Here is an 18,571-nt window from a genome sequence, read left to right as displayed (position 1 = left end):
GGGCGCGCTGGCGACGTCGGCGACGACAACGAGCAATGTCGGGACCTACGGTATCACGCAAGGCACGCTCGCAGCCTCCGGCAACTATGCGCTGACCTATGCTGGCGACAACCTCACCGTTACGCAGCGCGCTATCACGGTGACGGCCGATGCCAAGAGCCGCGCCTACGGCGACGCCAATCCGGCGCTGACCTATCAGGTCAGCGGTGCGGGTTTGGTCAACGGCGATACCCTGTCCGGCGCGCTCGTGACCTCGGCGACCATGGCCAGCAATGTCGGCACGTACGGCATCGGCCAGGGCACGCTCACGGCTTCGGGCAACTACGCACTAACCTACACGGGCAACAACCTCACCGTCACCCAACGCGCCATCACCGTGACCGCGGACGCGAAGAGCCGCGCCTACGGCGACGCCAATCCAGCACTAACGTATCAGGTCGGTGGCGCGGGTCTCGTCAATGGCGACACCCTGTCAGGTGCGCTGGCGACATCGGCGACGACGGCGAGCAATGTCGGCGTGTACGGCATTGCGCAGGGCACGCTGGCGGCCTCGGGCAATTATGCGCTGAACTATACGAGCAACAACCTCACCGTCACCCAGCGCGCCATCACGGTGACGGCAGATGCGAAGAGCCGGGCGTATGGCGATGCCAATCCGGCGCTGACCTATCAGGTCGGTGGCGCGGGTCTCGTCAATGGCGACAGCCTGTCGGGCGCGCTGGCGACATCGGCGACGACAGCGAGCAATGTCGGCGTCTACGGGATCGGGCAGGGTACACTGGCGGCGTCGGGCAACTATGCACTGACCTATGCGGGCAACAACCTCACCGTCACCCGGCGCGCGATCACCGTAACCGCCGACGCCAAGAGCCGTGTCTATGGCGACGCCAATCCGGCGCTGACCTATCAGGTCGGCGGCGCGGGCCTCGTCAATGGCGACACGCTGTCGGGTGCGCTCGCGACCTCGGCGACGGCATCGAGCAACGCGGGAGAGTACGGCATCACGCAAGGCACGCTGGCGGCCTCATCGAACTACGCCTTCACCTTTGTCGGCGCGACTCTCACGATTACGCCGGCAGCCACTCCGCGCGTACCGATTGCAGAACTCGGCTCCTATGTGAAGTCGCGGGTGACGCTGCCCGCGCCGCAGCCGCCCGAGCAGATGCGTGAGTCCGAGAGCATCGAGCAATCGTCTGCCGCGATCGCCTGCAAATCCAGGCAGTGCCTCGAGCTTCCTCATCCCAACAACCGGCGGATCGGCGCGCGCGCCAGATTCGTCGACACGATGAATAATCGCGATCGCCTGCCAGCCTTTGCCGACAATTGAGGTTGATTGCGTGAGGCTACGCGCATCGCGTGTGTTGTTGTATGATTCTCCTTTTCGGAGATGGCTTTTGGCCTCCAACCAGCGGCTCTGCACGTCTCTGCACGCAGTAGTTGGTGCTTCCATCGGCAATTCAACCGTGCACACGCTGCAGTTCTGTCACACCTGGAACTCAACCTTAAACCGTTATTAATCCAGAAACCATATTGCTTGACGCATCCATTGTTCGCCGTGTGCGACAGAACGTCGGAAGCGTGCAGCCTCATGCGAACTTACGTGTCGACATCCCGAAGCTTTGACGGGCTCCGGTCGTCATGATGCTGGCGCTGTCCAAACATTTCGGATTGCAGACACTGCGGGTGCGAATATCCGCGCGTCACAAGAGAGCAATCGGCCGACGCTGTGCGCTGCTCGTGGTCTGCGCCATTGCAGTCACGGCCGGCGGCATTGCGCAGGCGCAAATCGTGGAGCGCAATCTGCCGCCGGAGCCGCCGCGTCGCGCGCCGGCGATCAAGATCGGCACCGACGATCTGCTGAAGAGCGACGATGCAACGCCGCTCGGCGTGAACGTTCAAGCCATCGTCCTGATTGGAGCAAACGCCGGCACGAAGCCGGTGAGCGGCGTGAAGGGTATCGATCTGGAGCAGATCAGCGGCATCGACGCCGCCGGCTTGCGCGAGCGACTGACGTCGTTTCTCGATCAGCCGCTCAGCCGCAAGGTCATTGCCGAAGTGCAGGCGGCAGTGGCCGCGGCATACCGTGATGCCGGGCGGCCATTTGTGTCGATCACGCTGCCGCCGCAGGAAGTGTCGGCCGGTGTGCTGCAACTGCGCGTGATCCCCTTCAAGGTCGCCAACATCAAGGTGGCGGGGGCGGCGCCCGAGCGCTATCCGCCAAGCCGCATCCGCCTTGTCCCCGGACAGGAAATCGATGCGCGCAAGCTCGAGACCGATCTCGACTGGGCCAACCGCAATCCGTTTCGGCAGGTCGAAGCGGTGTTCGGTCCCGGCAAGGATCTCGGCATGACCGACGTCAACATCCAGGTGACGGATCGCAAGCCGTGGCAGGTGTACGCCGGCTATGCCAACAGCGGCACGCTGCTGACCGACCGTAACCGCTATTATGTCGGCGCCAGCGGGGCAGCGTCCGCCGATGTCTTCGCGTCCTATCAGCTCACCGGCAGCGGCAATTTCTGGATCGACGACGGGCTGTTCAGCCGGGTTGACGAAGCCAGATATCTCAGTCAGGCGGCGCGGCTGCAGACGCCACTCGGATTGCGCACGAGTCTCGAAGTCGTCGGTGATCACGTGCTGACGAACGAGCGGCCGAACAATCTGTTCCGGATCAAGACCGAAACCAGCCAGGCCTCGGCAATCGTTCGCACCGCGCTGTCCGATCTGCTGCCGCGAACGACCGGCGATCTGTTGGGCGGCGTCGAGCTCAAGCACCAGCTACGCACGACCATCTTCGATGGTACGCCGGTCGCGGAGGGCAGTGCCGACGTCGCCCAATTGGTGGTGGGATGGAACGGGCGCTGGTCGGACAATCTGGGCACCAACAACCTCGATGTCCGCTTCAAGTCCAATCCCGGCGGCATTCTGCCCTACAACAATTCGAACGCCTGGAGCGCCTTCACCAATGGTCGCGTCACCGACACGCAAACCAATCTCGTAACCCTCGAATATGGCCGCGTGACGCCGCTGCCGAAGGGCCTGTCGCTGAAATCGGAAGTAACCGTGCTGGCGTCATCCAAGCCGCTTCCGGACACCGAGCGAATCGGACTCGGCGGAGTCCAGGCCGTGCGCGGTTATGTGACCGAGGACGGCTCGGTCGACCAGGCCCTGATCCTGCGCAATTCGCTCTACGCTTCGATACCCGACATGCCCTCCTGGATGCCGGGCACGCTGGCGCCGTTCCTGCTGGCCGATGTCGGCTGGGGACGCGATCTCTTCTCCCGGCGTGACTCCACGCTGTCGTCGGTCGGCGCCGGATTCGACTTTGCGGCCGGAACGAACTTCAATTCCAAGCTGCTGGCGGCGAGGGCCCTGACCGACGGGCTGCATACCCGCGCAGGCTCCTGGCGCGTATCGGTGCAGGCGTCGGTCAGCTATTGAACATCGTCCGGCGGATTCGAGGCTAGCTCAACACCCCGTACTTCCTGAACCAGGCCTGCATCTGGCTCCAGGCGTCCGCGGCCGCTTCCGATCGGTAGCTGGGGCGATAGTCGGCGTGGAAACCATGCGGGGCGCCGGGATAGATCTTGAACTCGGCAGTTTTCTTGTTTTCCGCCAGAGCCGCCTTGAAGGCTTCCACCGTTGCGACGGGAATGCCGGTGTCAGCCTCGCCATAGAGGCCGAGTACTGGCGCCTTCATCTCGCCTGCGAGCTGTGTGGGACTCTTCGGCCAGACCGGGTTCGGCGGATCGACCAGCGAACCGTAGAACGCGGCGCCGGCCTTGAGAGCGCTGCTATGGGCGGCATATTCCCACACCGTCCGTCCGCCGCGGCAGAAGCCGATGATGCCCAGTTTCGAAGCGTCGCCGCCCTGCGATTTGGCCCAGGCAACGGTGCTGTCGAGATCGGACAACAGTTCGGCGTCCGGTTTCGAATTCACGATCGGCATGAGCTGCGGGATTTCGGTAATCTTCGTCAGGTCGACGCCCTTGCGGAAATAGTAGTCGGGCGCCACCGCGAACGCGCCGAGCTTGGCAAGGCGCCGCGTCACGTCCTTGATGTATTCGTGCAGGCCGAAAATCTCCATCGCCACCAGCACCACCGGCGGGTTGCTGACGCCGGCCGGTCGCGCGAAATAGCCGGGCATCTCGCCGTCGGCGAGCTTGATCATGGCGTCCCCGGCGGTGAGGCCGCCGGTGTCGGTCTTGATCGCGTCGGCACGCACCGGCCCGGCGGCCAGCGTGTAGCCCGCGGTCACTGCGGCGGATGCGGTCATGAAGCCGCGTCGCGAGAATGGCGCGACCTTGGTCAGCCCGATGACATCCGAGGTCAGCTGGGGTTCGGCGCTCATTGGCAGGTTCTCCTTTTTGGGAGGCGCATTCAGCTTGCAAACCGGCGCGAACGCAAATCACCTGCTTGCGAGATGCCAGCGATTGGGTGGCCCAGCCAGGCTGTGCAAAAAAGCCGGGAATCGGTTGCGGGATTCCAGCCCTCCCGCCCAGCGGCTACAATTTCCGGGTTCTGGTGCGTCCGCCATGCGCTGGACCTGTTCGACGCGCCCAAGGGAAAACAACGAATGGCAAGTGATGATCGCGCCAAGATAATTCATCGGAGAACACCGGAATCCGCGGTCATGGCGGCTAACACCAAACGAGCGATGGCGATCACCGCTACACTTAACCGTTTGACGTTCAACGATGCGGCTGAAGTTCGGGCTTTGTTCAGCGAGCTCATCGGCAAAAAGGTAGACGAGAGCTTTCTGCTAATCCCGCCATTCTATACCGCCGGCGGGGACGAAATCCGCGTCGGGCGCAATGTCTTCGTCAATCAGAACTGCACCTTCTATGATCTCGGCGGTCTCGACATCGGAGACGACGTGCTGATCGGGCCGAATGTGAGCATCATCACGACTGGCCATCCCCTTGAACCTTCGCTGCGCCGCGGCGTCACGATCGGAAAGCCCATCGTGATCGAGAGGAATGTCTGGATCGCAGCTGGCGCGACGATCATCGGCGGGGTGACGGTAGGCGAGAACTCGGTTGTAGCTGCGGGTTCGGTCGTCACGAGGGACGTTCCCCCCAATACCCTTGTCGGAGGGAATCCCGCGCGGGCCATTCGTTCGATTGGCGACGACTGAAAGAATGTCCGTCTATAAGCAGGGTGCAACAGAATCCGGGCGGCCCAGTGCCCAAAAATTGGGCCCCAAAAAAGAACAAGGCCGTCGACGCAGTATACCGTCAACGACCTTGCCAGCCCCGGATATTGAAATCGGCTCACGCCATCCGGTGAATTTCAGGATGCCCGGGATTCATCCGGTGATGTGTGAACCAGTTCACAAAGTGGAAAAAAGTTGCGGCAACGCCTGCCGCAACTTGTGGAAAATATCCCACCGCAAGGCCGGTGCAATTCGCGGCCGACGTCAGGGATGAAAATCGCCGGATTTCGATAGTGAGCGCTGCGCCGGCCGGACGAAAACCCGAGCAAGGATTTCGTCGCCGAACGCGGGTCCAGGCCAGTCAGCCGCGCGCCTTGGCGCGGCTGCGAGTAGCCGACCTGCTGGAGCGGTGCGTTGCCTTGCCCGACCGCTTGCGCGGCGCGGGCGCGGCGGCGGTTTCGGAGGCCTGCGCGCTGGCAAAGGATTGCCGCAAGCCTTCGACTGCTTCGGTGAGCGTTCCGACCTGCTCGGACAGCTTCTTGTTGTCGGCCTGCTGCGCGGCGAGCAGGCGGCGGACGGTCTGCAACTGGTCCTGCACCACCTGTAATTGATCGATCGATTCCTGCTGCGTCGCTTCCAGGCCCTTGGTCTTCTCGACCAGTTGCTCGGATGCCTGCGCCGTGCGCGCCTGCAACTGCCGGGCCGCGACGGCACGATCGGTTTCGGGAGCGTTGCCGGTATAGACGCGCCACAGGGCGATAGAACTAACTCCAAGCACGACAATGACGAGGGCCACAGCGGCGATTGCAATCGGCTGTCCGCCGAAACGCGCGCTGGGACTGGCACTCCGGGGGGTGAGTTCGATCATGCGACTCCAAATCCGGACGTGATTCCAAAGTTCCAAAATAGCACAGCCATACTGCCGCTAAAACCCGGGATTTGCCGGGCGGGCGGGGATTCCGGGCAAAACCCGTCGCGATCAGGGGTTGAGCGGGCGGTGCGTCCCCTCGGGCTAACGGATATGCGCCCGGATGAACTGGCCGGCGTGGGCCAATGCGCGCCGACCGTCTTCGAGATTCGCGTTCCAGACCGGCCAGGCGTGGATCATGTGCGGCCAGATCTGCAGCGTCACATCGACATCGGCGGCTCCCGCGGCCTCGGCAAGCCGCGTGGCGTCGGCCAGCAACGTCTCGGCCGATCCGACCTGGACCAGGACCGGCGGCAAGCCCGCGAGATCGGCGAACAGCGGCGAGATCAGCTGATCCGTCCGGTCGATGCCCGGCGGCGCGTAGGCATCCGCGAGCTCGTCGAGATAGGCCTTGTGGATCAAGGGATCGACGGCGTCCTTGGTCTGAAGCGTGCTGCCTGACATCGTGAGATCGGTCCAGGGCGAGACCAGCCAGGCGCAGGCCGGCAAGGCCTCGCCGGCCGCGCGCAGGTGGTTGATCAGGGCGAGCGTCAGGTTGCCGCCGGCACTGTCGCCGCCGACGGCGATACTTGCCGCCGCAATGCCTTGCTTGCGCAGGAAGCGCCACGCCGCGAGCGCGTCCTCATGGGCGGCCGGGTAGGGATGTTCAGGAGCCAGCCGGTAGCCGATCGCAAGGGTGCGGGTGCGCGCCGCGCGCCCGGCTTCCGTCACCAGTCGGCGGTGGCTGACAATCGAGCCGGAGCAATATCCGCCGCCGTGGAAATACAGTAGCACGCGCGAGTTCTCGCTGCCCGGCACAGTCGACCACTCGCCGGCAACCCCGTCGCAATCGACCGCCTCGCATTTCACGTCGGATGCCACCGGCCAGGTCGATCCGACTTCGTCGAGCCGTTGCCTCCGCTCCAACCAGCCGACCGGCCGCGGCTTTGACGTCAGCAATTTGCGGATGGCGTCGATTTCGCTGTGGGTCAAGGTCGGATCTCCCAGGGGAGGCCGGCTATCATGGCACACTGCTAGTGCGGCGCAAAAGAATCGACGGGGGAATCCCTGGTCATTCAGCCGGCGACAAGCCGACGCGGCAAAAATCGACCTCGCATGGCGCTGGCCGCTACGTTTGGCAATCATTCGCCAGCCAGGTGAAGGCCGCCAAAATTCCCGGCAGTTGCAGATCATGCCGAAGCTTGCCTGATGCCGGCAGGAAACGATGGTCCACGGTGACGTCGACCCGGCGCAACGCCTCGACATAGGCAGTCTGGATCGTCGCCGACACACGTTGGTCGTGCGGGTCGGTCAGCACGATGATCTTTTCCGGGGGATGGCGCGCCACCTCGGCGACATGGTCGATCGGGTCGATGAAATCGGTGTGGCCGGTGATATCGGCCGTCCAGCCGCTCTCGCGGTTTCGCTGCGCCACCGCTGTATTTCCCGAAGAGATCACCGCGCAACCGATATCGGCGCGGCGCGCGATCAGCGCCGCCACGAGATGGCCACCGCCTGATTGGCCGACAAGATTGATGCGACGCCAGCCGAAATGCGCCTTGAGCCGGGTGAGCGCCGCGTCGACCAGCGCTATTTCGCGCGGCCGCCGCCGGTCGAGATGGTGACCTGAAGAACCCGGGATACCTGGACGCGCCAAGTGGATGTAGGGGCGAACGAAGGTGGCGCTCAATTGTTCGGTCAGCGCCTGCACGTCGTAGGCCGTCGTTGCAACGTACCACTCGTTGGCCACGACCTCATTGTTGCGTTTCTCCACGGCATCGCCGCGCAGAAAGATCAGGGGGTCGGCAGGGGCGCCTTCTGGCGCGGCGCCGTAGAAGGCGAGCACGTCAGGCTTGCCGTCGACCTCGACGCGCACCCGTCCCGGACCGTCGCCATCGGATGGAGACGGTTCAACGCCTTGAACCACGTCGGTGCCGGAGAAAGCGGTGGTTGGCAGGTCTGCAAGGATTGGAAATCTAGCGATCGAAATCTGCCTTGATGCAAGTAGCTCCGGAAAAATTGACGAGGCGCGCGAGGAGTCCTTGCAGCGCTTGGCAAATCGATTGCTGAAAAGCCCCGCGCGGGCGGTAGGCCGAGCGGGCTTTGGGGAAGGCGCTACAGCAGCCCGCGATAAATGCCGGGCTCGGAACCCTCGATCGGTATCGCGCCGACCGTCTTTGCATAGAACTCCGCAGGGCCTACGCCGCCGATGATGGCGTAGCCATAACCTTGCTGCTTCATGGCTTCGAGGCAATTGAACAGCAGCGCCTTGCCGATCCCGTGCTTTCTTTCGTTTGCGTCCACGCCCGTGGGCCCAAAGAAGTTGGGGCAGGTCGCGTCATGGCAGGCAAACCCCAGAATGCTCTTTTGCCTGATGGCGATGAAGCAGGAGACCGGTTGCCGGGCAAACGCCACGTCGACTTCGCTGGCCCAGGCCTCGCTGAAGTTCTGGCGGACCCAGGCGACGACCTTGTGCTTTTCCGGGGCCAGGGCGCGCCGCGTCGTGATGCCGGCTTTGCCCAGGCGCTCGAATACGTCGCGGGAGCTAGGCAGCGCGTAGAGCTTGACCAGCATGTCCATCGGCGGCGGCTTTCCTGCAACGATTCAGCCTGCGCATTATCGCGGTTGGGCGAGCACTCGTAAATCCGTCGGCGGCCTTCGGATGGGCGGATGTTGCAGGCGCGCGCAGTCGCCCAAGACGACTGTCAGCCCAGCGACAAAAGTGGACAGCCAGCAAATGGCTCCCCAAAAAAGTTGCGGCCAGGCTTTGGGGGAAGCCTGGCCGCACGCGAACCGGTCTGGGACGGGGAGGGGTGGGGATGTGACCGGGTCGCGGGTTGGTAAAATCCTTGCTTTCGTTATCGATCGCGTGACGAGGCGGTGGCGACCGCCGGGCGGCTGTCACCGAGCGAGACCCACACGTTCGGGTCGCTCTGCGACTGACGCTTGACGAAGCGGTAGCCGGTCTCGGTCCAGGCCAGGACGTTTTCGTTCTGGTTGTCGAGCACGAACTCGCCCTTGTCGGTCTTCACAGTCAGCACCGCGTGGCCTTCGCCCTTCTTGTCGCGCACCACCGTGATCAGCAGCGCCTCGCGCGGCCATCCGGCGTCGACCAGCATCTTGCGCTTCAGAAGCACGTAGTCCTCGCAGTCACCGTAACCGTCCGTCGGCAACGACCACTTTTCGATCACACCCCAATGATCCATGTCGGTGATCGGCTTGATGGTCTCGTTGACCCACTTGTTGACCCGCAGCAGATCCCGCCACGCCGTCTGCGACATCACGATGTCGCGCGGCTGTGAGGTGCCGCCGCGGCATTCGCTCGCGTTCTCGGCGCAGAATTCGACCCAGCCGATCGGCGAACGCGCGGTCTCGCCCAGGCTGGCGTAGAGGGCGTCGCCGGCTTTCGCCGAGACGCTCATCGTAGCGTTTATCCCTAACAGGACGGCGATGACCGCCAGTCCTTTCCCCTGTCCCCTGAACAACATCGTGGCCCCCGTTTCTTGTTGGGACCACGTTTCGCACAAAGGATTTGCGCCGCCGCTAAGTCAGGCAAGTACATTTGACGTGAATACTAGTAAAACGCGCGGCGAATTCGATCTATACTTGAATCGAATTCGAATAAAATTTGAGACAACTGCAATTGATTCAAATTTTACGGATTAACTCCTGTGACGCTGCAAATCGCAGGGATTGCGCGAGCAAAAGCGCCGCGCGTTAACCGAGTTTGGCTGGCCCTGAACGGCCAAAAGGCGGTATCCGGTAACGCGGATACCGCCTTTCTTGCTGAAAAATCAGGGATTTTTGCCGGCTGGCGCTTTACCGCGCGGTAACCGCGTCTTCGAGCGTCTCGGCAATCTGCTCGTGGACGAACTCGAGTGCGAAGCCTTCTTCGAGGTTTCGCACCACGCGGGACTGCACCTTGCCGAGCATGACCAGCGATTTCAGAGGCGGGCGGTTCTCCGCGGCAATTGCGGCCCCCGACAGCGACAGGTCGATGATGCGGCAGGTCATCTTGCTGCCGTCCTCGAGGGTCAGGAGCGCAATCGGGTTGCGCGGCACGATACGGTCGTGGCGGCGGTCTTCCGGCAGGTTGAGAATGTCGCGGTTGGCGAGCCAGGTGAGCTGGGCGGCGAGCTTGTCGCGCTTGCGCGCGGTCGCGCCGACCGTCATGGCAAAGCCATTGTCGATGATGCGGGTGATCTTGCCCTCGACCCGGCCGATATGGTCGAGATAGGCGATCACGCGGTCGCCGACATTGCCGATGCCGGGCGCCAGCAGCGCCAGTCCGCCCGGCGACATGTTAATGATCTGGCAAGGAAATTCGCGCCGGTCCGGCAGCATGTAGCGGCCGAGCAGGTGGACCTTGACGCGCTGGAAGCGCCGTCGCTCCTCGGCGGACGGTACCGTAACTGTTTTCTTTTGCGCAAACGACATCTTCGCCACCAGACAGCCGGTCCTTCGGCGTCGCAAAGACCCTAAGGCCGACAGGGTTAACGATGTGTTAGCAGGGGTTGCAGGAAGTGGGCATTCACGCGGTCTGCGGTCGTGGCGCAACAATCCGGTTGTAGCCCCATAGCAATACCGGACAGGCCAGCAGGGCGGCCGTCCCGAAGTCGAGTGCCGCTGCCGCGCTGCCGGTCCATTTGGCGATGGCGCCGCCGATCGCCGGGCCAAGCATCATCACGACGAAAAAGACGGTGAAGAAAATACCCATCCCGATCGCACGCGTCTGAGGCTGCAACACGCGCGCGGGCAGGCTCATGATCGGCCCTGCGGGCAGGGCACTGATTGCGCCGATCGCAATCACAATGGGAATCACCGCCGCGCTGCGAGGCAACATCAGCATGAATAGAGCGGACAGGACGCACCCGATGACAAGCACCGATTGCGGCCGCCCGGTCCAATCAGCCAGAAATCCGCCGGCTATTCCGCTCAACGCCGCGAGCCACAGCACGATGCTGATGGCCGAGCCGGCCGCCGCGATCGACCAGTCGCGTTCGACCAGCAGTGTCGGGCCGAAACTGAAAATCATCGTGAAGCCGATATTGAAGACACCCCAGATCAGACCCGCAATGATCACGGCGAAGAGGGCGCTGCGGTCGAGCCGCGAGGCGGCTGAAGGCGCGGCTGCAGCAATTGACGGCGATCGATAGCACACAACAAGAAGCGGGATGGCGAGGCCAATAAACGCGGCAACCGAAAGATAGGCGGCGCTGACACCATGGACGGTGCCGATCGTGGGCAAGGTCAAAAGGGAGGTCGCGATGCCGACTGGCCACGAATTGACGAAGATGGCCATCGCGGTCGCGATTTCCTTGCCGGCGAACCAGTCGGTGACCATTTTCGTCATCATGACGCCGAGCAAGACGGCGCCACTGCCGGCGATCAGCCGTCCTGCAATTTGCAAGGTCCAGGATTCCGAGGCCACCATGACGAGTTGACCGGTCAACATCAGCGCCAGCCCACCTGACGCGGTGACCTTGTCGCCGACCCTTTTCCAATCGCGCCGCCCGGAAGCGACAGCGCGACGCCCGGCGTGAAATAGAGGCCGATCAGGAGTCCGATGTCGGCCAGGCTGGCATCGAATTTGGCGCCGACCAGCGGCGCGACCGCAGCGACGCTCTGAAACTGGAACGCCACGGTCAGCCGCACGATGAACAGCACGGCCAGAATACCCCGGCGATTGCTCAACGCTCGCTCCTCTCGGGGGTAAACAATCACTGCGCCGATATTGGCACAGTGATGGCGGTATCGCCTATTTCTGTACTAGTTGATTGAGGTCCTTCGGTACCTTTAGGGTTACCTGTCGCGCCCGGCCGGGCCGGCCAAAATGCCAGCGAACGGAGGTTGCGAAATGCCCGGAGTGAAGCGCGAGCGTGATGGCAACGTCAGCGTACTGACATTGGATGAGCCTGAAACGCTGAACGCGATGACGCCCGATCTGTTGGGCGATCTCGCCATTGCCATCGGTGAAGTGAACGACGATCCGCAGGTGCGGGCGCTGGTGCTGACGGGCGCGGGCCGCGGCTTCTGCTCGGGGCAGAATCTCAAGGCTGCGCAGATTCTCGGCGACGACATCGCGGCCGGCGTGATGAAGTATTACTGGCCGGCGTTCAAGGCGATGCGCGAGTGCTGCGTGCCGATCGTGGTCGCCGTCAACGGCGTGGCGGCGGGCGGCGGATTCAGCCTGGCGATGGCGGGCGACATGATCGTGGCCGCGCGCTCGGCGCGCTTCATCCAGGTGTTCAGCCGCATCGCGCTGGTGCCCGATCTCGGCTCGACCTGGCTGTTGCCGCGTCTCGTCGGCCGGCAGCGTGCGCTCGAATTGATGATGACGAACGAGCCGCTCTCGGCCGAGCAGGCGAAGGAGTGGGGACTGGTCCGCGACGTGTTCGACGATGCGGCGCTGCGCGACGGCGCGCTCGAACTGGCGCGCAAGCTCGCGGAGGGTCCGACGCGCGCGCTCGTCGCGACGCGCCGCCTGATCGATGAGAGCGAGCATGCCAGCTACGCCGACCAGTTCCGCCGCGAGATCGAAACGCAGGCGGAAATCCGCCTGAGCGCCGATGCGGTAGAGGGGCGCAACGCCTTTCTCGAGAAACGGGCGGCCGTATTCAGCGGTCGCTGATGTCCCTGGCGGTTATTGTCACGATCCGTTGTTGAAGACGTCAGGCCGAAGCAGTTTCCGTCCCGCACTCTTTAAGGTAGCATTGTCGCATGAGCGAAGCAGAGACCTTGTTTGCTGCCCTGCGTCAGTCGGCCGGTGACGACGTGGTTGATATGCTCGAGCGTATGGTGCGGGACGCCCCGGATCATGCCTTGAACAAGATGAATGCGCCTGACCTCGCTGCCAAAGAAGGCCTCGCCGAGGAGCGTGTCGTCGCGGCGCTGCTGAATGCGGTGGCGCTTGGCATCTTCGAGATGACATGGAATGTCATGTGTCCGAGCTGCGCAGGTGTTCTTTCCGCCAACAAGAGCCTGAAGACCCTGGACAAGAAGCAGTACCATTGTGCTTTTTGCTCTGCCGGCTATGAGACGACGCTCGACAACCTCGTCGAGGTGACCTTCACGGTGAGCCCGCGCGTGCGCAGGATAGCGGCCCACAGTCCCGATGGTTTGTCCGTGGCCGAATATTATCGCCAGGTCTTCTGGAGTTCGGCAATCGATCTACCGGACGATCTGGAGAAGATGCTGGAAGAGGTCACGCTTGAAACCGTCGAGTTGCCGCCGGGAGAGAGGGCCATCCTCTCCCTGCATCTACCGGCGGGCACATTGATCGTGTTCGATCCCGTGACACATACGGTGCAATTTCTCGAAGTCAGCGGCGGTGAGACGAACGAACGCCAGAACCTTTCCGTGATCTTCAACAAGGTGCACGTCCCGGTCGAACCCGCTGCTTTGCGTCCCGGGCCGCTGCGCCTGATCCTGGAGAACCGTACCGATAGCCGTGCGCTGCCGGCGGTATGGATGGCAAACCAGGCGCTGGACAACCTCCTCAGCCGCCGCAAGCCCATTCTCACCGCGAAACGTCTCCTCACCCATCAGACCTTCCGCGACCTCTACCGGACCGACACGCTTGCCATCGGCCAGCGGCTCAAGATTCTGAGCCTGACTTTCCTGTTCAGTGATCTGAAGGGCTCGACGGAGCTCTATGAGCGCGTTGGTGACCTCGTCGCCTTCGATCTCGTCGACGAGCATTTCCGGCTGCTGCAGGAGATTATCGTCTCCGAAAGGGGCGCGGTCGTGAAGACCATCGGCGATGCCGTGATGGCGACTTTTGAGACGCCTGACCGCGCCATTGCCGCCGCGATACGCATGCGCGAGGCGATGAGTGATCTCGGCGCCCAGCGTCAGCATCAGAGCCTGCGTCTGAAGATCGGCATCCATGAAGGATCGTGCCTTGCGGTCACGCTCAACGCCCAGCAGGACTATTTCGGTCAGACCGTCAATATTGCCTCGCGTGTGCAGAGTATTGCGGCCTCGCGCTCGATCGTCGTGACGAAGTCGGTGGTAGAGAACGCGCAAACTCAGGCCTTGCTGGAGTCCAGCGGACTAAAACCAGCGCTCAGACGCGTGGCGTTGAGCGGCATCGAGGACGAGGTGTCGGTCTACGAGATTTCTTGACGCTGAGGCTGCAAGCCACATCCTGCAGCGGCCTGCCACGTTCGCTCCTGAAGGCAACACGCGGGCTCGGTTAGCTGACCTGACCGACGAACTGCTGCAGTTCCGGCGTCCGCGGCGCGGCGAACACCTCTTTGGGCACGCCTTCCTCATGCACCTTGCCGTGGTGCATGAAGACGAGCTTGGTGCCGACGTCGCGCGCGAAGCGCATTTCGTGCGTCACCAGGATCAGCGTCATGCCTTCGCGCGCCAATTGCTCGACCACGCGCAGCACCTCGTTGACCAGTTCGGGGTCGAGCGCCGAGGTGATTTCGTCGCACAGCAACACCTTCGGCCGCATCGCCAGCGAGCGGGCGATGGCGACGCGCTGCTGCTGGCCGCCGGAAAGCTCGCTCGGATAGGCGTCCATCTTTTCCGACAGGCCCACCTTCGCCAGCACCTCGGCAGCGGTCGCACGCGCTTCCGCCTTCGACGTCTTGTTGACCACGGTCGGCGCCAGCATGACATTCTCGGCCGCCGTCAGATGCGGAAACAGGTTGAACTGCTGGAACACCATGCCGACATGGCGGCGCAGCTCGCGCAGGTTGGTGGCGGCGCCGCCGACCTCGATGCCGTCGGCGACGATGGTGCCGGACTGATAGGTCTCCAGGCCGTTGATGCAGCGGAGCAGGGTGCTCTTGCCGGAGCCGGAGCGGCCGATGATCGCGACCACATCGCCCTTGGCGATATCGAGCGAGACGCCCTTCAGCACCTCGTTCGGGCCAAAACTCTTCCTGACATCACGGATGCTAACGAGCGACATTGAGGCGGCCTTCGATTTTCTTCGCCCACCATGACAGCGGGAAACAGAGACAGAAGTAGATCAGCGCGACCAGCGAGTAGACCAGGAACGGGCGGAAGGTCGCGTTGTTGAGCATGGTGCCGGCCTTGGTCAGCTCGACGAAGCCGATGATGGAAGCGAGGGCCGTGCCCTTGATGACCTGCACGGAGAAGCCGACGGTCGGCGCGACCGCGATACGCGAGGCCTGCGGCAGGATCACGTAGCGCATCTGCTCGATGTAGCTGAGCGCGAGGCTGGACGACGCCTCCCACTGGCCCTTCGGGATCGCTTCGACGCAGCCGCGCCAGATCTCGGTCAGGAACGCGCTGGTCCAGAACGTCAGCGCCAGCGTGGCGGCCATCCACGGCGAGACCTCGATCCCGAACAGCGCAATGCCGAAGAAGAACAGGAAGAGCTGCATCAATAGCGGCGTGCCCTGGAAGAACTCGATATAGATCTTGGTGAACCATTCCAGCGGCGCGATCCGCGACGTCCGCATGAACAGCAGGATCAGGCCGACGATGCCGCCGCAGAAGAAGGCGATCAGCGACAGCACGATCGTCCACTGCGTGGCGACCAGCAGGTTGGAAAGGATGTCCCAGAAGCTGAACTGCAGCATGGCTCACCTCGCCTTGAAGATGACGCGGCCGAGCGCGCGTAGCGCCGCGCGCATCAGCATCGCCAGCACGAGGTAGGCTAGCGCCACCAGGAGGTAGACTTCGAAGTTGCGGAAGTTCCGCGAGGCTATGAAGTTAGCTGCGTAGGTCAGATCTTCCGCCGAGATCTGCGACACCACCGCCGAGCCCAGCATGACGATGATGATTTGCGACGACAACGCCGGATAGATTTTTCGGAACGCCTGGTTGAGAACGATGCGACGCAGCACCTCCCACTTGGTCATGGCAAGGCTGAGGCCGGCTTCGATATGGCCTTTCGGAACCGCCTCGATGCCGGCGCGAATGATCTCGGTCGAGTAGGCGCCGAGATTGATCACCATGGCGAGGAAGGCCGCGGTGGTCTCGCTGAGCTTCAATCCCAGCGCCGGCAGGCCGAAGAAGATGAAGAACAACTGCACGATGAACGGCGTGTTGCGGATCAGTTCGACATAGACCGCAACGATGCGGCCGAGCCAAACGGGTCCGAAGGTCCGCGCTGCGGCGCCCGCGGTGCCGACCGCGATGCCGACGGCCGTCGACACGATCGTCAGCGCGATCGTGAAGACGAGCCCGTAAAGCAGCACATTCCAGTAAGGCAGCAGCTCGGCGAATTGCAGCTTGTAGGACACGGCGGCGCCCCCCAACGCTTCGCCCCTAGAAGCCGGGCGGTAAGGGCGCCTTCAGCCACTTCTCCGACAGTTTGCCGATCTCCCCCGATGCCTTCGCCTTGGTGATGATCTCGTTGACCTTGGCGAGCAGGGCCGGCTCGTTCTTGTTCAGCCCGACATAGCAGGGGCTGTCCTTGATGACGTATTTCAGCATCGGCGCGCGGGCAGGGACCTTTTCGGCGATGGCCGCGGCGACCGTGTTGCCGGTGGCGATCAGGTCGACCTGGCCGGATACGAAGGCGGCAATGGTGGCGTTGTTGTCCTCGAAACGCTTGACGGTGGCATCCGGCGGCGCGGCTGATGTCAGCGCCTGTTCCTCGATCGCGCCGCGGGTGGCGCCGATGGTCTTGCCCTTGAGATCGGCCGCGCTCGCCACCGCGATCGCCTTGGTGCCGAACACGCCGGAGAAGAACGGCGCATAGGCGATCGAGAAGTCGATGACCTTTTCGCGCTCCTCGTTCTTGCCAAGGCTGGAGATCACGAGGTCCGCCTTGTTGGTCTGCAGATAGGGAATGCGGTTGGCGCTGGTCACCGGAATGATCTCGGTCTTCACCCCGAGTTCCTTGCCGATCAGGTTGGCCATGTCGATGTCGTAGCCCTGCGGCTTGAGATCGAGCCCGGCGGAGCCGAACGGCGCAAAATCCTGCGGCACCGCGATCTTGATCACCTTCGACTTCATGATGGAGTCGAGGGCGTCGGCATGGGCCTGCGTCGCCACCGCGGCAGTGGCAATTGCGGCGGCAAGCATCAATCTCTTCAGCATTCTTTGGATCTCCGAGGTTACGCCAATGCACCGCCCCGATATCGTCATCGGTGCGCTGTCATTTCGCTGATGTGGCCCGGCTCCACATCGCGGGCCGACCCTGCCTGACGCCTCGCATTTAGGCAATGCTCGGCAGTGCTTTTTTTGAAGGCTGTTGTGGGTCGTTTTCGAGCACGGTCGTGCGGCGCATGCGCTGCGTGGCGAATCCGCGGTTGCCGCTTACCGCAGCCCCTCATACACCATGAAGCCGCGCGCGATTGCGAGCTTGCGCAGGGCGCGCGGGACGAACTTCTCGGGGCGGTGCAGATAGCGCCACGACGTCAGTTTGAAATCGCTGATCGTGCCGAGGTCGTTTTCGAACGGCGCCAGCAATCCGGTCAGGCTGATCGGCGCATGCGCCCGGTTGTTGAACGGCAGCAGCAGCAACTCCAGATGCGCCGTCGTGCCGTCTTCGGACGTCGCGGTGATGCCGGCAATGGCCGCCAGCATTTCTTCCGCGACGTACGTAATGACGTCTTCGATCTCGCGACGACTGTCGGGGGCGAACAGTGCGGAGAAACTCGTGTCCTTGAGGTCGCGGCCGAGCAGGGCGCAGACTCGCGTCCCGGCAACGCGAAATGGGTAGCCGGTGTCGTTGTCGTAGGACAGCACGAAAATGTCGCCGAGGAGTTCGCGTACCGCCCCGGGTTCGATCTCGCTGCGGTCCGGCGCCCGCGCATCGCCGCGTTTCGCGTCCCAATAGGCGAAAAACTCGCGGCTCGATGGGTGTTTCATATCCTTATCCTCGCCCCCGGGTTGCCTGGCGAGACACTTCTGTCTCGCTTTTGCGCAACACGCCTTCCCTCGGCTGTTGTGCAGGACAGGCTTTGCAGCGTCCATGCCGCCAACGCGTTTTGGCCGTCCGCGGCGCGGGTTTGCGTTGTTAACGTTAAATTCACCATGCCTCTTAGGAATTCAGTAACACAAGTGTTTCACAGCGCTCGTTTTGTCTCGTTTTGGCGCAATGTCTCACAGTTGCCGACCGCCGGGGTGATGCCGGTCCTGTCCGTGCCCGATTAGTCTGGTCACGATGACGGTAATCAGGGCTCTGAAGATGTAGCGCGGCTTGAGCCGTCTCATGGCTTGGCGCGCCAAGGCTCTTGGGTGCGGCGGGATAGCGGATAGATCCTATCGATGCCGTCGAGCACGAGGACGTAGAGGAGCGCAGATGCCGCGAGAATCGGATATCCGAACCGCACGCGTCATCGGTCCAGGATCCTGGACGGACAAGGGTGACGCCACTCGGGCTTGCCTTGCGCTCGATCCGCCGCTTGCCAGCACATGGCACCAAGCCGCATCGACAGTCCGCCAACGACGTAGAGCACGGCGCCGAGCATTATGACGCGCATCGAAGATGCACGATAAGCACGACGATGCCCCACTGAGACCAAAGGATCGCTGCGAGTTGGAGGGTTTCCATTTCTTCAATCCCCGTGGTTCGT

At 63.0% G+C, this 18,571-nt stretch carries 21 protein-coding genes; 7 read left to right on the top strand and 14 right to left on the bottom strand.

The window, feature by feature from the left end; all coding sequences use genetic code 11:
• Together CQ14_RS07190 and CQ14_RS07185 are read left to right on the top strand one after the other, a co-directional pair.
• A partial coding sequence (locus CQ14_RS07190; RefSeq protein ID WP_283807196.1) for an MBG domain-containing protein occupies nucleotides 1-1,327 on the top strand: 1,327 nt, incomplete at its 5' end.
• Nucleotides 1,328-1,638: 311 nt separating this feature from the next.
• Nucleotides 1,639-3,438 (top strand): ShlB/FhaC/HecB family hemolysin secretion/activation protein, encoded by a 1,800-nt coding sequence (locus tag CQ14_RS07185; RefSeq protein ID WP_057857206.1) that lies wholly within the window; start codon nucleotides 1,639-1,641, stop codon nucleotides 3,436-3,438.
• Between the two features lie 22 nt (nucleotides 3,439-3,460).
• On the opposite strand, the gene CQ14_RS07180 is transcribed toward CQ14_RS07185, so the two are convergent.
• Complete coding sequence (locus tag CQ14_RS07180) at nucleotides 3,461-4,348, bottom strand: dienelactone hydrolase family protein (protein WP_057857205.1); 888 nt, start codon at nucleotides 4,346-4,348, stop codon at nucleotides 3,461-3,463.
• 225 nt (nucleotides 4,349-4,573) lie between these two features.
• On the opposite strand from CQ14_RS07180, the gene CQ14_RS07175 reads away from it, so the two are divergent.
• On the top strand, nucleotides 4,574-5,134 hold the full coding sequence (locus CQ14_RS07175) for a sugar O-acetyltransferase (RefSeq protein ID WP_057857204.1): 561 nt from the start codon (nucleotides 4,574-4,576) through the stop codon (nucleotides 5,132-5,134).
• A gap of 4 nt (nucleotides 5,135-5,138) precedes the next feature.
• The gene (locus CQ14_RS43350) at nucleotides 5,139-5,426 is read left to right on the top strand and encodes a hypothetical protein (protein ID WP_156434731.1); all 288 of its coding nucleotides are present in this window, start codon (nucleotides 5,139-5,141) and stop codon (nucleotides 5,424-5,426) included.
• Nucleotides 5,427-5,513: 87 nt separating this feature from the next.
• Here CQ14_RS43350 and CQ14_RS07170 read toward each other — a convergent pair whose 3' ends face one another.
• The 5 genes from CQ14_RS07170 to CQ14_RS07150 all read right to left on the bottom strand — a co-directional run bounded on the left by CQ14_RS07170 (nucleotide 5,514) and on the right by CQ14_RS07150 (nucleotide 9,481).
• Nucleotides 5,514-6,020: a hypothetical protein gene (locus tag CQ14_RS07170; protein ID WP_057857203.1), complete on the bottom strand. Its 507-nt coding sequence runs from the start codon at nucleotides 6,018-6,020 to the stop codon at nucleotides 5,514-5,516.
• A 144-nt stretch (nucleotides 6,021-6,164) separates the two neighbouring features.
• Entirely contained in the window at nucleotides 6,165-7,052 is an 888-nt protein-coding gene (locus tag CQ14_RS07165) for an alpha/beta hydrolase (protein ID WP_057857202.1), read from the bottom strand.
• A 136-nt stretch (nucleotides 7,053-7,188) separates the two neighbouring features.
• Complete coding sequence (locus CQ14_RS07160) at nucleotides 7,189-7,986, bottom strand: alpha/beta hydrolase family protein (protein ID WP_156434730.1); 798 nt, start codon at nucleotides 7,984-7,986, stop codon at nucleotides 7,189-7,191.
• Between the two features lie 188 nt (nucleotides 7,987-8,174).
• Entirely contained in the window at nucleotides 8,175-8,639 is a 465-nt protein-coding gene (locus CQ14_RS07155; RefSeq protein ID WP_057857200.1) for a GNAT family N-acetyltransferase, read from the bottom strand.
• Between the two features lie 278 nt (nucleotides 8,640-8,917).
• Nucleotides 8,918-9,481, bottom strand: coding sequence for a transglutaminase-like cysteine peptidase (locus CQ14_RS07150; protein WP_430650142.1), 564 nt, complete (start codon nucleotides 9,479-9,481; stop codon nucleotides 8,918-8,920).
• A 249-nt stretch (nucleotides 9,482-9,730) separates the two neighbouring features.
• Here CQ14_RS07150 and CQ14_RS43345 point away from each other — a divergent pair, with 249 nt between their 5' ends.
• Nucleotides 9,731-9,892 (top strand): hypothetical protein, encoded by a 162-nt coding sequence (locus CQ14_RS43345; protein WP_156434729.1) that lies wholly within the window; start codon nucleotides 9,731-9,733, stop codon nucleotides 9,890-9,892.
• Here the strand turns inward: CQ14_RS43345 and CQ14_RS07145 are convergent.
• The 3 genes from CQ14_RS07145 to CQ14_RS45785 form a co-directional block, all read right to left on the bottom strand.
• Nucleotides 9,879-10,496 carry a PilZ domain-containing protein gene (locus CQ14_RS07145; RefSeq protein ID WP_057857240.1) on the bottom strand — a complete coding sequence of 206 codons (618 nt, stop codon included), beginning with the start codon at nucleotides 10,494-10,496 and terminating at the stop codon, nucleotides 9,879-9,881. The genes CQ14_RS43345 and CQ14_RS07145 overlap by 14 nt on opposite strands.
• A 94-nt stretch (nucleotides 10,497-10,590) precedes the next feature.
• Nucleotides 10,591-11,514: an MFS transporter gene (locus CQ14_RS07140; protein WP_245320230.1), complete on the bottom strand. Its 924-nt coding sequence runs from the start codon at nucleotides 11,512-11,514 to the stop codon at nucleotides 10,591-10,593.
• Nucleotides 11,514-11,753: a hypothetical protein gene (locus CQ14_RS45785; RefSeq protein ID WP_245320229.1), complete on the bottom strand. Its 240-nt coding sequence runs from the start codon at nucleotides 11,751-11,753 to the stop codon at nucleotides 11,514-11,516. Before CQ14_RS45785 ends, CQ14_RS07140 begins: the two co-directional genes overlap by 1 nt.
• A gap of 163 nt (nucleotides 11,754-11,916) precedes the next feature.
• Between CQ14_RS45785 and CQ14_RS07135 the strand changes: the two genes are divergently transcribed.
• A complete protein-coding gene (locus CQ14_RS07135) occupies nucleotides 11,917-12,690 on the top strand; it encodes an enoyl-CoA hydratase-related protein (RefSeq protein ID WP_057857198.1) in 774 nt (257 codons plus the stop codon).
• A gap of 89 nt (nucleotides 12,691-12,779) precedes the next feature.
• A complete protein-coding gene (locus tag CQ14_RS07130) occupies nucleotides 12,780-14,186 on the top strand; it encodes an adenylate/guanylate cyclase domain-containing protein (protein ID WP_057857197.1) in 1,407 nt (468 codons plus the stop codon).
• A gap of 70 nt (nucleotides 14,187-14,256) precedes the next feature.
• Here the strand turns inward: CQ14_RS07130 and CQ14_RS07125 are convergent, their stop codons facing one another.
• The 5 genes from CQ14_RS07125 to CQ14_RS07105 form a co-directional block, all read right to left on the bottom strand.
• Entirely contained in the window at nucleotides 14,257-14,985 is a 729-nt protein-coding gene (locus CQ14_RS07125; RefSeq protein WP_057857196.1) for an amino acid ABC transporter ATP-binding protein, read from the bottom strand.
• Nucleotides 14,972-15,622, bottom strand: coding sequence for an amino acid ABC transporter permease (locus tag CQ14_RS07120; RefSeq protein WP_057857195.1), 651 nt, complete (start codon nucleotides 15,620-15,622; stop codon nucleotides 14,972-14,974). Before CQ14_RS07120 ends, CQ14_RS07125 begins: the two co-directional genes overlap by 14 nt.
• A gap of 3 nt (nucleotides 15,623-15,625) precedes the next feature.
• Nucleotides 15,626-16,288, bottom strand: a complete 663-nt coding sequence (locus CQ14_RS07115) for an amino acid ABC transporter permease (RefSeq protein WP_057857239.1) — start codon at nucleotides 16,286-16,288, stop codon at nucleotides 15,626-15,628.
• A gap of 25 nt (nucleotides 16,289-16,313) precedes the next feature.
• Nucleotides 16,314-17,090, bottom strand: coding sequence for a transporter substrate-binding domain-containing protein (locus CQ14_RS07110; protein ID WP_057857194.1), 777 nt, complete (start codon nucleotides 17,088-17,090; stop codon nucleotides 16,314-16,316).
• 219 nt (nucleotides 17,091-17,309) lie between these two features.
• Complete coding sequence (locus CQ14_RS07105; RefSeq protein WP_057857193.1) at nucleotides 17,310-17,864, bottom strand: PAS domain-containing protein; 555 nt, start codon at nucleotides 17,862-17,864, stop codon at nucleotides 17,310-17,312.
• Nucleotides 17,865-18,571: the final 707 nt, after the last annotated feature.

This window comes from Bradyrhizobium lablabi, assembly GCF_001440475.1.
GTDB lineage: Bacteria > Pseudomonadota > Alphaproteobacteria > Rhizobiales > Xanthobacteraceae > Bradyrhizobium > Bradyrhizobium lablabi.
This window is presented reverse-complemented; position numbering and strand designations above follow the sequence as displayed.